Source organism: Methylophilus sp. YYY-1 (genome assembly GCF_029132825.1).
Classification (GTDB): domain Bacteria; phylum Pseudomonadota; class Gammaproteobacteria; order Burkholderiales; family Methylophilaceae; genus Methylophilus; species Methylophilus glucosoxydans.
The window spans coordinates 292,898-308,441 of the sequence record NZ_WOVG01000002.1 but is presented as its reverse complement, the minus strand read 5'-3'; the positions used below and the strand labels follow the sequence as shown (position 1 = coordinate 308,441).

The window sequence follows — 15,544 nt, the reverse complement described above, 5'->3', positions numbered from 1 at the left end:
GACAATGCCCCATCTTGGCTAGTAGGTCAGTTCAACCTGAAATTTCACATTCCGGCCCGGGCCGTACATACCCAGGCCGCCCATGGTGCCATCCAGGCGATACAGCGTATTTTTGAGATTTTCACCGATCAGTCGTAACGTCACATGTTTACTCGCCTGCCAACGGGCACCTGCATTCCAAAGCGCATAGCCGTCCTGTGTCCCAAACCGGTAAGGGCTGGCGGTGGTGCCATCCCCACTTAACAGGATATCCCGGTCAGAAACCTTGCGGTAACTGAGGTTCAGATCGACTGCCTCTGAGAGCACGGCGCCCAGCTGCACATTGAAGGCATTGCCTGGCGCGGTATACAACGGCGCACTGACCAGCCCGGTATTAATCCCGCCATTGATTCTGTAATACGCACTACGCAGATACCACCCACGATATTGCAAAAAGCTTTCAACCTCAACCCCGTTTCTGCGCTCCCAACCATCTTGCGCAAGATTGCCATTGGCATCTTCACGCAATGAGGTCAGCAAATGCGAGGTATAGGTGTGATAAAAATTCAGCTTGCCTGAAAACCAGATAGTGCTATTGAACAAGTGCGGTGTTTGATAACTCACCCCGGCCTCGGTGGTTTCAGAGCGCTGCGGCACATACAAATCCCCACAAATCTGCGACTTCGGCCCCTTGGTTGTCATGACTTGCGCACGACAACGGCTGAACGGCCCCTGCGTAAAATATTCATCAATCAGGGGCGGCCTGAAGCCTTGCCCGTAATTGCTGTAAAAGGTTAGTTTGTCGGGGTTTTGTTTGGCTAAGGTATCATAGGCCAGGCCCAGACTCCAGGTCTCTTGTTTGAATTTGATGGTGCTTGCCTGGCCATAGGGAGCGAGCAAGGCCAAAGTCCCTCCATCAGCCTCTACTTGATAACGGTCCTGGCGATAGCCCGGGATCACTGAAAATGCGCCGAACTCAAACTTTGGTTGCACATAAACGGCATGAAATGACTTGCGCCCTGGCGGCGCTGAGGCATTAAAGCCATCGGGATAAAGCGCTTGTAACGCGGTCTTCCGATTGTCGAAGAAGCGTGTAATTTCACGTTCGCTGGCGTTGTATTGATAGCCCGTCAGTAACGAAACAGACCATAGATCTTTCTCAGCAAAGATTGCCCGGTTGCTCAGGTCTACGGTGTTTGTTTTATATTCATACGTATCCGTCAAATTGCCGCGGCAAGTCGTGGTATCCGCGGGATTTGTCGTATTGATGACACCCTGACACTGCCTTTGCAAGGCATTAAACGTGGAGTTGAACGGCGCACCTTGCCCAATCAGGTCTTGCAAATGCGTATGCCCGGCGCCGATAGTGCCCTTAAAGTTGATCCACGGGTGTTGAGGATCGTAGTTCACTGTCTCTGACCAGGTGAGATCATCCACCGAACGCACCACATTGCCAAAGAAACCGGGTTGCCCGCCTGTCGCATCATAAGGTTGCAGTCCGGTATCCTCAAACTTCACCACAGAGGTCACCAACTGCAAGTCTTCGGTTGGAAACACACTGACCTTGAGCAACTGTGAAATAGATTCAATCGCAGAACTTTGTAGCTTGGAGCCATCGCCCAAGGTCAAATTATTGGCCTGCCGATTGGAATAGTTATACAAAATATCCACGCGTTCATCGGGGCGCGCATACAGCAGATAGGAACGTGAATATTCATCGCTGTTATTGCCATAGCCAAACTTGGCCTTGCCGCCATAGTGTTGGCCGGGTTTTAAAAAGTCTTCAGCATTTTTAGTCGTCGCATTGACGGTGCCGCCCAGTGATCCGGAACCACTCGAAATCTGCGGCCCACGTTGCACCTCTATGCTTTTTAATAATTCCGGCTCGATAAATGTCCCGCCCATACGGTATTTCTCAAATCCTTTGGGCACGCCATCCACTTTCACCAGCACGTCTTCATTGTCCACGTAGCCACGAATCCCAAACGTCATGCCACTCGGCCGTGGTCCGCCAGAGATAGACACCCCTGGCACGGCTCTGACCGCATCAAAAATATTGCTGGGCTGGGCACGTTGCAATTGTTCGCTGGTAATGGTGGTAACCGGCAAGGTTGGATTGATCCCAGTCTCGGGCGCTTTTTGTTTTTTTTCCTGGATGGTGACCTCAGGCAGCGTATGCACCTCCTCGGCCACTGGCTGTTTTATCGTGGGTGCTGGAGACGCAGGGGGCGTTTGCACGTCCGTTGCCTCCACGTCTGGTATTGGCTGCTCAGCCCAGGCGGCGTGAGGCCAAAAAAAACAGGCGAGCCAACACAGCCCCACAGACAAGGTTAACCTTGTGCGAATGAAGCTTTTTTCAGGCAGGCAACTGGAGAGGATCGCAAGAGAGCGAGCCCGCTTTAAACCGGTGATGTTCATTTAACGAAAATAAGTGGGCGCGCAAGAAAGGGGCTAAACAGCCCCTTTGCCATGGTCAGCCGAATGGGAATCAGGCTTGTTTTTTTGCGTTGCGGCGCGCGACAAATGCCATCAAACCCAGCCCCAAGCCCATCAGACTAAAGGCCTCAGGTTCAGGCACCGGTGTCACAGTAGGCACAGACACGGCGGCCAATGCCAATTGATCCAAACTCATACTGGATGAATTGGCATTGAATTTAAAGGTATACAGGCTGGAAGCGGCGACATTGCTCCATTTCCAATACAACTCTTGTTCAGCAGTTGCCCCTCCCATCACGGTGCCTTGATCTTCGTTGAACTGCAACACGGAAGTCGCTGTAATGCCATTCAAGGTTGCTGAACTGTTGGCCAGGGTGCCCAAGGTTGCAATACGCAGATAGACATCAAACAGGCCTGTGCTGGCACCGCTCAAGGTCGCGGTGAATGCCGTAGCGCCAGAGAAACTATAAATATTGCCCCCGCCAGTGATAAAAGCACCGCCTGTGGTTTCTTGCACAGAAGCGGTGATCCCGGCAGTCACAGCGACATCTGGTGTATTGTCATTGGTGCTGTTAAAGACGTTCCACTCAGCATAACTCGCTGGTGTCAGACTCCCCCAGGGATTGGCGGTGTCCCATACTGCCTGGGTCGCAAACGCGGAACTATTGAACAGCATGCCTAAGGTGAATGCCAAAGCTGAAAATTTCATGATTTATTTCTCCTCAACGAGCGCTTGTGCCCCTTCCTCTCGAAGGCCATCGCGCCATTTTTTTAAAATGAAGTCTCACGGACCCACACCGTTGAGTATTTCAATCGCCACGCTTTGCGCATGGCAATAAAATTGAAATTAAAAAATAAAAGTGATGTTGTTTTAATCACGCCTGGTCAGGCGCCTTGCTTCTCCTGCCTGGACTCAAAATCAACCACATAGCGGTACTGCTTGCCGCAATCAATAATGACTTCTTTCTGGCCCCGCTTGAGCAGGCGTATATCCACTTTGATGCTACCGAAGCCATCATGAGCGATGAGCTCATCCAGCAGTTCTAGCAATCTTTTTTTGACGGGTGCATTCATTGCCTGCATAGCATGTATTGATCATGTTTTTGAGTATTCTTAAATGATAACAATTATCATTTAGTTTTGCAACGTAAAAATACGATCGGTGATTAAGCTTAAGTGGATAGATGCAGTGAGGCCAAAAGGCAGAATGAAAAAGAAGGCAGACGAGGGGAAAGCGCCGCATCACAAGGTGAACGGCTGAAGATCAACTGGAGAAAATCAAGACAGCATCCCGACAGCTTAGGACGGAATGCTGAGATAAGGTGCCCTAAGGCTGTGGCATGGTTTGCTTGAAGCTGGGACGCTTTACCAGCACCCCGTAATGTTTGGCCAGATTAGGAAACTTCTCTTGCCAGTATTTGCCTTCCCATTGCACATTTTTAAAACGCAAGTCTATGTAGCCCAGCGCAGTGCCCAGGGCAATGTCTGCCAGACTGAATGTTTCGTTGACACACCACTTTTTCTTTAGCAAGTCGTTATCAAGCACGGTCAGGCCGGCCGTCACCTTGGCAAATTGCTTTTCTATCCATGGTGCAGACTGCTGTACCTCTGGCTTGCGTTGTTCCAAGATCACCGCCACGGCAGCATCACACACACCATCGGCAAGTGACTCCCAGCGACGGACCTTGATTTTGGCTGAGTGGTCTTGCGGAATCAGGTGGGCCACCGGCGTGCGATGATCCAGATACTCGACAATCACGCGTGAATCATACAAGGCATCGCCATCATCCAGCACCAGCACAGGAACCTTACCCAACGGGTTGTGCTGGCTCACGGGACAATCCGGCGCAGACAGCACGACCTCCGTCAAAGTCAGGTCAATATGTTTTTCAATGGCGACGATACGCACTTTACGTGCATAGGGACTGTTAACCGTATATAAAAGCTGCATAGTGTGATGTGAGCCGGATTGAAGAGTACTTTTACCGAAAAAATACCCCATGACGCAATACGATGGTACAAAACTCGCTGGTCTTGGGGTGCTTTTATTATAATAGCTTTTGCCATGGGCTTAGAACGCTCATCTGCATAAATTTTAAATTGACTGAGCTGCTCATGACTACTGCATCACTTTACCAACACTTGCCCGACTACTTAAATGCCGATCTGATAGCGGCGCAAGTGCAATCGGCCCTGGCAGAAGACCTGGGCAAAGGCGACCTGACCGCTGCACTCATCCCTGCTGGTACGCAGGCCAGCGCGACCATCATCAGCCGTGAGGCTAGCATTCTCTGCGGCTGTGCCTGGGCGCAACAGTGCTTTGCGCAGTTGGATCGCAGCATCCAGCTCGAATGGCTGGTAAAAGACGGTGACCGCGTCGTCCCCAATCAAGCGCTGGTCCATATTCATGGCGACGCACGCGCCATGCTCAGTGCCGAACGCCCGGCCCTCAATTTTTTGCAAACGCTTTCTGCAGTAGCCACACATACCCGCCGCTATGTTGACGCAATTAGTGGACTCCCCACTCAAATTCTCGATACGCGCAAGACCCTGCCTGGCCTGCGCCTGGCACAAAAATATGCTGTGCTCGCTGGCGGTGGCGCCAACCAACGGCTGGCTTTGTACGATGGCATCCTGATCAAGGAAAACCATATCGCCGCCGCAGGCTCGATTGCCGCCGTGCTTGAAGCCGCCTTCGCCATGCGCAGCACGGATAATATCCAGATCGAAGTGGAAACACTGGATGAATTGCAGCAAGCGCTGGATGCCGGCGCCACCAGTATCTTGCTCGATAATTTCACGCTGGAAGACCTGCGTAAAGCTGTCGCAATCAATCAAAAGCAAGCATTGCTGGAAGCATCGGGCAATGTGGATTTAACGACGGTTAGGGCGATTGCGGAAACAGGCGTAGATAGAATATCTATTGGGGCACTGACTAAAAATATTCAGGCGGTGGATTTGAGTATGCGGATACAGATGCAGTGATAGAACATCCGCGCAGACGATTTAAATAACGCAGTAAAAAGTTATTCTTTGACGAGTATTGCTGTAGCAATCCGATGCTTAGACCTTTTATAGCCTCAGCTTACTGTCTCAAGCGAGTAACTTTATTATTTACTTGCTCGAACAAATAGATTTAAACCTGAAACATGAGCTGGTTTGAATAGCGATTTGTTTCGCCTTTACGGCGACCAATCTTTCTTATGCTTGTCCATAAGAAAGAAGGCAAAGAACAAGACACCCCAGCTTCCGCTTCTTTCCTGTGCCACTCGATTTGCCGGGCGACCATCGAAACTCGCCCTGACAAGCCGCACACGTCGTAGCTTGTTGCGGAACTCGAACAGCCGATGGCCGAAGGCTCACGCCAACCCTGCGTTGCACTCTTTTAATTAAAGCGTGCGGCAGAGGGGGACCCCGAACACCAGATGAGCGTAACGGTCAGTGGATTGAATAAAAGAATTGGTTTTTGCAAGCGTCCAAACTTCAACAGTGTGACTTTGACGAGATAAATCCCATCCCATCACGCTGAGTAGCGCAGATGAAGTGGGAGCTTTCTGCCATCAACTGTTTGAGTTCCGCAGTGGCTTGCGGTTTGTGCAAGCCGCCAGGGCGAGTTTTGATGGCAGCCCACTTTACCGAGCAACGCAAGGCAGCCGAAGGCAGTGATGGCTGGGTGTCCTCCTCTTTGGTTACTTTCTGGGGGACAAGCACCAGAAAGTAACTCGCCGAGAGGCGAAAAAATGTATCTTTAAAAAACATCACTCAAGATTCTATCTTAAATAAAACTTAACAACTCTCATCAATAAGTGACAGACTCAAATTAAAAAAACCTTTAGAAAACCCAGACTAAACACATTTCCAATCTAAGCAATGTGACCATTTCTGCCACCTCCTGATGGCATGACTCTTGCATCATTTGCAGCTAGTCTAGCCAGCATGTGACATGAATAGTCCAATCCCTGTTTCCTTGCCCAAAACCATAGAGAGCTTGCGCCTCTCGGATTTGTTACGCATGCTGGTTTCTCATGGGCATGCAGATAAAGTCCAGGCTGAAAAGCTTTATAAAGATCGCAAGCGGGACAGCTCTAAAATTCACCCGGTTGTGATTGTGGCCGAGCAAAAATGGTCGGATTTACAAAACCCCAATCAATTATTGACTGTAGAGGCCCTGAGCCGCTTTGTGGCAGAGCAGGCTGCAGTGCCTTATTATCAAATCGACCCCCTAAAACTGGACTTTAGTGCCGCGGCGCAAATTGTCTCGCAAGCCTATGCCGAGCGCCTGCGCATCATGCCGATTACGGTCAGGAATGGGGTGGCCACAATTGCGACGGCCGATCCATTCCACCAGACCTGGCTGCATGATCTGGAGCGTATGCTGAAGTTGCGCATTGAAGTGGTCATGGTGAATCCGCTGGACTTGCAGCGTTATTTGCCCGAGGTTTATCAGCTTTCTGCAGCGATTCAATCTGCCAATGCCGCCAAGGCCGGGCAAATTGTCGGCGTACAAAACTTTGAACAGTTGATCGAACTGGGCAAAGACCGCCAACTGGATGCGAATGAACAGCACGTGGTGAGCATTGTCGACTGGTTGTTTAAATATGCGTTCGAGCAGCGCGCCAGTGATATCCACCTGGAACCGCGCCGTAATCTGGGCTTGATGCGTTTTCGTATCGACGGTGTCTTGCATCAAGTGTATCAGCTGCCGAGCAATATCATGAATGCGATTACCAGCCGCATCAAGCTGCTGGGGCGGATGGACATGGTGGAGAAACGCCGCCCGCAGGATGGTCGTGTCAAAACCGTAGACACTGATGGCAAGGAGGTTGAATTACGCTTATCGACCATGCCGACCGCGTTTGGCGAAAAACTGGTGATGCGGATTTTCAAGCCGGACGTACTGGTACAGGATTTTCAGTTACTTGGTTTTTCCAAGCGTCAGGGCGAGCAATGGGCGCAGTGGACTCACCAGCCCAACGGCATCATTCTGGTCACCGGGCCAACCGGCTCGGGCAAAACCACCACGCTGTATACAACACTCAAGCAATTGGCGACCGATGAAGTCAATGTATGTACGGTAGAAGATCCGATTGAGATGATAGAGCCTGCCTTTAACCAGATGCAGGTGACACAGAATATCGGCCTGGGCTTTGCCGAAGGCATACGCACGCTGATGCGCCAAGACCCCGACATTATCATGGTCGGCGAGATCCGCGATCAGGAAACCGCCGATATGGCGATTCAAGCCGCGCTGACCGGCCACCTGGTGCTATCCACGCTGCACACCAACGATGCGCCATCCGCTGTCACGCGCTTGCTGGATTTAGGCGTGCCTGCCTACCTGATACATTCCAGCCTGCTGGGGATTATGGCGCAGCGGCTGGTGCGCACCTTGTGCCCGCATTGCAAAACAGAAGCCACCATTTCAGACGCAGAATGGGCCAGCGTTACGCGCCCGTTCAAGGCCGCCAAACCGGCAAAAATCATGAAAGCCGTGGGCTGCAAGGAGTGCCGCAACACGGGTTACCGTGGTCGCACCGGCATTTATGAGATGCTGACACTGACGCCGACCTTACGCAAACTGATCACGCCTGAGACCGATTTGATTAAGCTCAGACAAGCCGCCACGCAAGCGGGGATGCAACCTTTGATGTTAAACGGTGCTGAGAAAATTGCGGCAGGCCTGACAACCGTAGACGAAGTGCTCAAGGTTGCCCCGCCGATTGAAGTAGATTAAAGGCGCAAGGCCCGCTTATTTGCGTAAGTGCATGCGGCCATGCCACATTTGCCGCACTAAATGCTGCTTGGACAAGCGTCCAATCCAGATCACCGCAACAATATGCAATGCAATCACGGCCATCAGTAACCAACTCAACAGTGCATGAATCACAACCGGCCCCTCTTCGCCCCAAAAGGCATCGGTGCGGCTTAACCAACCAGTCAGCGCCAGCAAGGCAATCAGCATCCAGATGACATACACGGCCCATTGGCCTAGCGGATTGTGCCCGGCATGCACAGGCAGGGTTGCTTGACGCACCTCTGCAATATGAGCGCGGATGTCACGCAGGCCGGGCAGATGAAAGCGCGCACTTGGGTATGCGCTAAAACACCCGGCCATGATGCGGATCATAATGATTGCCAGCACAGCGTAGCCAACCGTGCGATGCAGCGCATCCGTTTCATACCAGACATGGCTCATCAGCCACAATGCCATCACCCCGGCTGCCACCAGCCAGTGACTCAGACGCACCCACCAGGGCCAAAGCATTGCGGATGGCTGCAACATCTCCCCACTTAGTCTTTCAAGCCGATGGCTTTGACGATCGCCAGCGTTTTCATGTCGAAGTAAATCTCAACCTTCTTACCCTCTTTGTTACGGCCATAAATTTCATAACAATTACCATCTACTTTAAATTTTTTGATGGTATAGCCTTCTGCTTCCAGTGCTTCTTTAAGGGTATCTTCTGAAGCCCACTCCTCTTTTGGATAGGATTTGCAATCCGCCGCGGCCAACGCAGCTTGTGCATGCAGCAGGCCGATTGCCAACAAGAGTGAAAAACCAATTTTTTTCATCAAAACGTCCTTTTCATGATTCAAACAATTCTACCTGGCGCAGCTCTGCCAAATTCGAAACGCCAGTCAACGCCATGGTCATTTCCAGCTCATCACGCAAAGTGCGGATCACTTTTGCTACGCCCATCGCGCCTTCTGCAGCCAGGCCCCAGATGTAAGGGCGACCAATACAAACGGCATCGGCGCCCAACGCCAGCGCTTTAAACACATCTTGCCCGGAGCGGATACCACTATCCACCAGGATTTTGCATTGGCTACCCACGGCAGCCACGATCGTTGGCAGCACTGCCGCCACTGACGGAGTGCTATCAAGCACGCGGCCACCGTGATTGGAAATGACCACGCCGTCACAGCCGCATTCCACCGCCCGCCGGGCATCCTCTACATGCATCAGACCTTTCAGTAGCAAGGGGAGGTTCACTTGCTGCCTGAGCCAGGCCACATCGTCCCAAGTCGGCGCCTGCGTCATCCAGCCATCGAACACTTGGCTTTGGCCCGCTTGCACAGGACGCATGCTCAGTGGCTGCGCCAGATTGACTGCCGAAATCCTGTCTGGTAAATCAATTAAAGCTTGCTTGACTGGCGCATCGACAGTGAACACGACTGCGCTGATACCAGCTGCCACGGCTTTATGCAATAACGCCGCGGTTTGCTCGCGGTCACCTTGCCAATAGAGCTGAAACCAGAGCGGTTGTTGTGCCTGCGCTACAATCTCGCTCACAGGTTGACTGGCTAGACTGCTCACCATCATCTGCCCCTGCTGGGCATTGCAAGCGACAGCGGTGCCAATCTCGCCATCGGCATGAAACAAGCGCTGATAAGCCACTGGCGCCAACAGGATGGGATGCGCCCATTGCTCGCCAAAAATGCTACAACTCGTGTTCGGTTGATGGAGGGGCAGGAGTGGACGTGGACAGACCTTCTTGCTTTGCCAGCCCGTTTCGTTGACCTGCAATTGCAACCCGTTCCCGGCATCTGACTGCAAATAATGCCAGACATCAGCTGGCAATTTGGCTTGCGCTTGCTGGGCAAAATAGGGGAGCAAAGGTAAGGACTGCATTCGCTTAGAGCGCCCACTGGCGCAACAGGTTATGGTAAATGCCGGTTAACTGCACCACTTCTGGCGTTTCCCCTTGTTGCTGGCGCAAGCGGACCAAGGCCATATCCATATCAAATAGCATGCGCCGTTGCGCGGCGTCGCGCACCATGCTCTGAATAAACATAAAGCTAGCCAAGCGCTCACCACGCGTGACCGGCGTCACCGCATGCACCGAGCTAGAGGGATAAATGACGATAGCACCCGCTTTGAGCTTGATGCGCTGGTCACCAAACACATCCTGCACCACCAGCTCACCGCCTTCATATTCATCCGGGTCGTTAAAAAACAGGGTAGCCGAAACATCTGCCCGTACCCGCGCACTACCATCCGGCATGTGACGCATGGCACTATCGACGTGAAATCCATAGGCATTGGTCTCACCCGCATAACGATTCACAAAAGGCGGCAAGATTTTGTCTGGCAACGCGGCCGAAAAAAATAAAGGATCGCGCTGCAATGCCTGCAACACGATCCTGCGGATTTGTGCCAGCAACGGGTCGTCTTCGGCCAGTTGCTGGTTGTTTTTAACGCTGGCTGCCTGAATACCGGCGGTTGTGCGGCCATCCACCCATTGCGCCTGCTTCAGCAAGGCACGGATAGTATGCAGCTCTTCTTCAAGCAAAACCCCCGGTAAACTTAACAGCAAATTAACTCCTAGAACTTGTACTCAGTTGTGACGATAGCCTGGCGACGGTTGCCTGGTGTCAAGAAAGCACCATTATCATAAATCGCATCATAATACGCTTTATCCAGCAAGTTCTTGATATTTAAACGCACCGCCCATTTCGGTTGTTCGTAGGCCACCATCGCATCGACGCGTGCATAGCCAGGCGCAGTATTGGGCTTGAAGGTGCCATTAACAAACAAAGTGCTCGCATTGGTGGTCGTTGGGCTATATCCATACCGGTCTGCTTTCGCCTCAACGCCACCACCAATTTTCCACCCATTACTCCAGTCATACGTTGTCCAAAGATTAAACGTAGTACGCGGCGTGTTTCTTGCCCGCTGACCATCCAGCCGGGTATCGGCATTAGTTTGAACACCAGCAGTACTAATATTCTCTGCAGCGTTGATAATCTTTGCATCCAATAAAGCGATACCAGCAAAGACATCCCAATGCTCGGTGACTTTACCAGTCAACTCAACCTCCAACCCATTTGTGCGACGACGCTTGGTCAGAATAGAGTTATTACCAAAAGCAATCAAATCAGTGTTTCGCTCCCAATCCTTGGTGGTTGTAAATATCGCTGTTCTTAAAGCTAAATCACCATCCATAAACAACCACTTGCTACCAATCTCTAATGTACGGCTGCGCTCGGGCGGTTGCTTGACTGTCGTCAACTGATACAGGTCAGCAGTTGGGCTAAATGAATTGCTGTAGGTAATGTAATAGTGTTGGTCTGTGGTTGGTTGCCATGAAAGTCCACTTCTGTAACTGTTTTGGCCATAATCAAGGTGTGGTGCAGCGCTAGTCGTGTAATCTGCCTTCATTTCATCGCGTCTTATCCCAACCAATGCCGTCCAATGTGGCATAAACTCCACGCTATCTTGTGCATATACCGCGTAGTTGTTAGCACTGAATCTTGCATATTGTGTATTGGCAGGCGTGATTGCAGTTTCCTCATCCTCACTGAACTCAGGGGCTGCGCTGGTACTCAAATTGCGCAATGAATTGCGATAGGAATGTTCATGCAGGTATTCAACGCCAGTCAAAACGGAATGGGTCATACCTGCCAGCGTCAGTTTGGTACTAAAATCTGATTGCAGGTTATAGGTTTCATAATGTTGTGTGCGAGTTACATCATTATTGCCGCCACCTAATCCAAGTCCAGCCCCCCCTGCCAAAGTTGCGTTAGGAGCAAATGCAGCGCTTGGTGTTTTTGCCCAGTAAGCGCGCTCATAATCAGCATGTCGTAATTGCGTACGCAATTGTGTGTCGTCATCAAACTTGTGCGTAAAAATACCGGTAGTGATATTGGTATCACTGTTATCAAAGTTTTGGCTTCCGCCGTAAAAGGACGAGTCATCAACTTTGTTACCAGCAATCGTGGTATTGATCGGCCGTTTGTTTACAAATGAAATACCAAAGTCTGGCACATCCCGCGTACGCAAATAGACGTGGTTTAAAAACAGCTCGTTTTCGGTACCGATACCAGCCCCAAAACTGACGGCAATCCCCTGACGATCAATCTCAGGATGATCCCCGTTTGCCGGGTTTTTACGATAGGTTTCTTCATGTCTGTCCATGACATTCACGCGAATCGCGGCAGTGTCTGTCAGCTTCTTGTTGAAGTCGCCTGTCGCCTGATGGTAATCATAATTGCCCAAGCTACCTGTCACGGTATTTTTGTCATTTAACTCAGCCATCTTGGTGACCTGGTTAATCACGCCACCCGCCTGGCCACGCCCGAACAACATCGCCGCAGAACCACGCAAGACATCTACCTGTTCCAGGTTAAATGTCTCGCGGTTGTACTGTGCGGTGTCACGCATGTTATCCAGGTAAATATCGCCAAAGGTATAAAAACCGCGCAGGTTAAAGTTATCGCCAGCACGGCCCCCTTCAGCCGCATTGACTGATAAGCCAACCACATTCCGCAAGGCTTCACGCAGTGAGCCAACTTGCTGATCATGCAGCAATTCTCTGGTTAGCGTAGTGACTGCCTGCGGCACATCTTGCGGATCCTGATAGGTTTTACCGACGCGGGTCTTGGTCGCTTGATAGCCTTTGTTAGGCGCATCTTGAATTCGTTGCGTTTTGACCTTCACCTCGGTCATGGTCTGAGTCGCGTCTGCAGTTTTTTTCTCTTCATCTGCCGCGATCGCAATCGCTGGAAGCGCCATCAACAGCGCCAAGGTCATTGTTTTTTTATTAAAGCCGGATGGCATGTTTTTTCCCTAATTCAATCTTGTTAAGTGAGTTGCTGGCTACTGGAAACAATACTCGTTGGCTTGCAAAATAGAATAAGCACGAATGATAACAATTCTCATTTTTACAATCAATGAAACATAGCGTGAACATTTATTTGTACAAATACAAATAGCCCTCAGGCCTAAGCAAAAAACTGGCCGTGACCATGCATGGGGAAAGAGTTGACGTGTAGCTGGAGGTGGCCCTTATCACAAAGTGGGCCCAACAAGGGCTAGCGCTTTGATCTACGTATCAAAGGGCTAGCATATGAATAGGTAATTACTTAAAAATCCAGGCGCAGATTGGCCTGCAAGGTTCTTGGCCGGCCGACGCCCAGTAGGCTGTTGCCTGCTGTACTCCAGTAATCTTTGTCTGTGACATTATCGACCACGACCTGAAAAGTGGCTTTTTGCTTGCCAAGCAGGGTCTTGTATCTGGCCCCTACCGACCCAATCGTGTAGCCATCTATGCTGGCTTGATTAAATGCATTCACCTGTTGCTTGCCGCTATAAAACAAGCCCGCGCTCAAAAACAGGCCAGGGACCTGCGCAATCTGGTATTCGCCAAACAGACTGGCAGTTTTCTCTGGCGTATTTTCTGGCGTATTGCCATTGCTAGCCGCGTCAGGTGTTTTCAAGGTCGCATCCATCAACAGGAAAGAGGCGGCGACAGACAGCCTCTCCGTCAACTCGCCAGTAGCAGCAAATTCCAAGCCTTGATAATTTGCATCCCCATTAACTTTGAAAGTATTGGTCACCGGATTGGTAAACGCTGCGGCGCGCTCAATATCAAAATAAGCCAATTGCAGCAAAAAGCGGTTAAACAATTGGGTTTTTACGCCAATTTCTTTTTGTCTTGATTTTGCCGGGTTCAGCAACTCGCCTGCATTGGCCCGGTTAGCTGGTGCCTGACCACTATCTTCAAACCCTTCAATGTAACTGGCGTAGAGAGAAATATTTGGCTGAAGTTTGTACATCAGCGCCACGGAGGGGATGACTTTTTTGGCGTTGAAGCGCGTAGCCGTTGCCGTGCCTGCATTGGTGGCAATGGTCTCGGTGTCATAACGACTTTGCCGCGCACCTGCCATGAGGGTCCATTGGTCTGTCAACGCCATTTGATCAAATACATACACGCCTCGATCCAGAATTGTCTGGTCAGATAAACGGTTATTGGAAACCGCCGCAAGCACAGGAACAACTCTGGGATTGAAATAGTTTTGAGCAACAGAAGTGCTGGCAAACATGGGTGTCACGCCTTCACGCTGATTACTGGTGTACCCCAAGGTGAGCTGATGCTTGATAGGACCCGTTTCCAGCAAGCCGAGTAACTCAGTTCTAAAATTGGTGTTGGTAAAGACCTGATTACGCACAAACGACACCTGAAGCTGCCCTTCTCCGGTCAGTGGGTTAAAGTTCTGAAATTGTGAAAAGTTTCGGTCGCGCTCCGTCTTGGCTCGTCCGGCTTCAAACAACCAACTCCAGTCATCACTCAAGGCATAATCGGTCCTGAACAGAATATTGGTTGCCTCAGCATCATAGTGCTGCCATTTGCCCGCCAGGTTTTGCGTCGCCGACGGCACAGGTGGCAGCGTGATTTTACCGTTGACGGCTGTCGGTACGGCAATTGCAGCCTGCTCTGAAACATCTTTGCGGTAATGCTCAAGGTCAAGCTTGAAAGACAATTTATCGTTTGCACGCCAATCCAATGCGGCTGAGACCAGACCACGGCTGCCGTCATAATGGTCAATGCCAATATCTTCGCTGCCAGTGACCACATTAAAACGTGCACCAAACTGCTGCTCAGCGCCAAAGCGCTTGCCATAGTCCACATGGGCGCTACGCGCACCAAATTCATTGGTAGACAGCGTCAGGCTTTTGTTTTCAACCTTGCCAGCCCGCTTGGTTACCAGGTTGATAATGCCAGAGGGCGGCACCAGGCCGTAATACAGAGACGAAGCCCCTTTGAGCACTTCTACCCGCTCTTTGTTTTCTAGTGGCGTATCAATCAGGTTAATAATCGGCAACGAACCATTGAGCCGGTAGTTTCCGCGGTTCTCGACCAGAATGCCTCGGATCGCAATATTGTCATAGGTCGAGCCACTCAATTGCGAGCGTGAAACCCCTGCGGTGTTCCGCAATGCGCCAAACAATGAGTTGGTCGCTTGCGCATCCAACACCTCACGCGTCACCGTGTTCACGGTCAAGGGCACGTCCAGCGGATTCATGTCTCTAAACGTCCCGACCTGTACCGTGTTTGAGTGAAAACTCTGACGACGGCTGGTCGATACCTCAACTTCACCCAGAGTTTGCTGATCGTCATCAGTGTTTGTTGCAGCTGGGGCAGAAGCAGTCTTCCCAGCCTCCCCCTGCGCCCAAACAGCCGACATCGGCAAGGCTAACAACAACGACAAATAAACTGTTTTTAATCGAATCACGGTCACACAACACTCCCATTAAATAAAGCTGGCTACTGGAGTGCGTAACTCGATGGCTGGCAAAAAACAAGATCAATCTGATTTTTATTTTCAACACCCTCAGCACCCCTCCCTG

The 15,544-nt window shown here is 51.0% G+C and carries 12 protein-coding genes; 2 read left to right on the top strand and 10 right to left on the bottom strand.

The window, feature by feature from the left end:
- Window positions 1-18 precede the first annotated feature (18 nt).
- The 4 genes from GOC95_RS08095 to GOC95_RS08080 form a co-directional block, all read right to left on the bottom strand.
- Window positions 19-2,217 carry a TonB-dependent receptor gene (locus GOC95_RS08095; protein WP_275356614.1) on the bottom strand — a complete coding sequence of 733 codons (2,199 nt, stop codon included), beginning with the start codon at window positions 2,215-2,217 and terminating at the stop codon, window positions 19-21.
- A 250-nt stretch (window positions 2,218-2,467) separates the two neighbouring features.
- The gene (locus GOC95_RS08090) at window positions 2,468-3,124 is read right to left on the bottom strand and encodes a PEP-CTERM sorting domain-containing protein (RefSeq protein ID WP_275356613.1); all 657 of its coding nucleotides are present in this window, start codon (window positions 3,122-3,124) and stop codon (window positions 2,468-2,470) included.
- 176 nt (window positions 3,125-3,300) lie between these two features.
- Window positions 3,301-3,498, bottom strand: a complete 198-nt coding sequence (locus tag GOC95_RS08085) for a hypothetical protein (RefSeq protein ID WP_194749262.1) — start codon at window positions 3,496-3,498, stop codon at window positions 3,301-3,303.
- Between the two features lie 244 nt (window positions 3,499-3,742).
- On the bottom strand, window positions 3,743-4,366 hold the full coding sequence (locus tag GOC95_RS08080; RefSeq protein ID WP_275356612.1) for a glutathione S-transferase N-terminal domain-containing protein: 624 nt from the start codon (window positions 4,364-4,366) through the stop codon (window positions 3,743-3,745).
- A gap of 164 nt (window positions 4,367-4,530) precedes the next feature.
- Here GOC95_RS08080 and nadC point away from each other — a divergent pair, with 164 nt between their 5' ends.
- On the top strand, window positions 4,531-5,400 hold the full coding sequence (nadC, locus tag GOC95_RS08075; RefSeq protein ID WP_275356611.1) for a carboxylating nicotinate-nucleotide diphosphorylase: 870 nt from the start codon (window positions 4,531-4,533) through the stop codon (window positions 5,398-5,400).
- A gap of 958 nt (window positions 5,401-6,358) precedes the next feature.
- Window positions 6,359-8,149, top strand: a complete 1,791-nt coding sequence (locus GOC95_RS08070) for a GspE/PulE family protein (RefSeq protein WP_275356610.1) — start codon at window positions 6,359-6,361, stop codon at window positions 8,147-8,149.
- Window positions 8,150-8,164: 15 nt separating this feature from the next.
- Here the strand turns inward: GOC95_RS08070 and GOC95_RS08065 are convergent, their stop codons facing one another.
- From GOC95_RS08065 to GOC95_RS08040, 6 genes are all read right to left on the bottom strand, one after another.
- Window positions 8,165-8,680 carry a cytochrome b/b6 domain-containing protein gene (locus GOC95_RS08065; RefSeq protein ID WP_275356609.1) on the bottom strand — a complete coding sequence of 172 codons (516 nt, stop codon included), beginning with the start codon at window positions 8,678-8,680 and terminating at the stop codon, window positions 8,165-8,167.
- 26 nt (window positions 8,681-8,706) lie between these two features.
- Complete coding sequence (locus GOC95_RS08060; protein ID WP_275356608.1) at window positions 8,707-8,985, bottom strand: PepSY domain-containing protein; 279 nt, start codon at window positions 8,983-8,985, stop codon at window positions 8,707-8,709.
- A gap of 13 nt (window positions 8,986-8,998) precedes the next feature.
- Window positions 8,999-10,045, bottom strand: a complete 1,047-nt coding sequence (locus GOC95_RS08055; protein ID WP_275356607.1) for an alpha-hydroxy acid oxidase — start codon at window positions 10,043-10,045, stop codon at window positions 8,999-9,001.
- A 4-nt stretch (window positions 10,046-10,049) separates the two neighbouring features.
- Window positions 10,050-10,730 (bottom strand): Fe2+-dependent dioxygenase, encoded by a 681-nt coding sequence (locus tag GOC95_RS08050; protein WP_275356606.1) that lies wholly within the window; start codon window positions 10,728-10,730, stop codon window positions 10,050-10,052.
- A gap of 8 nt (window positions 10,731-10,738) precedes the next feature.
- The gene (locus GOC95_RS08045) at window positions 10,739-12,973 is read right to left on the bottom strand and encodes a TonB-dependent receptor (RefSeq protein WP_275356605.1); all 2,235 of its coding nucleotides are present in this window, start codon (window positions 12,971-12,973) and stop codon (window positions 10,739-10,741) included.
- 305 nt (window positions 12,974-13,278) lie between these two features.
- Window positions 13,279-15,435: a TonB-dependent siderophore receptor gene (locus GOC95_RS08040; RefSeq protein WP_275356604.1), complete on the bottom strand. Its 2,157-nt coding sequence runs from the start codon at window positions 15,433-15,435 to the stop codon at window positions 13,279-13,281.
- Between the last annotated feature and the right edge of the window lie 109 nt (window positions 15,436-15,544).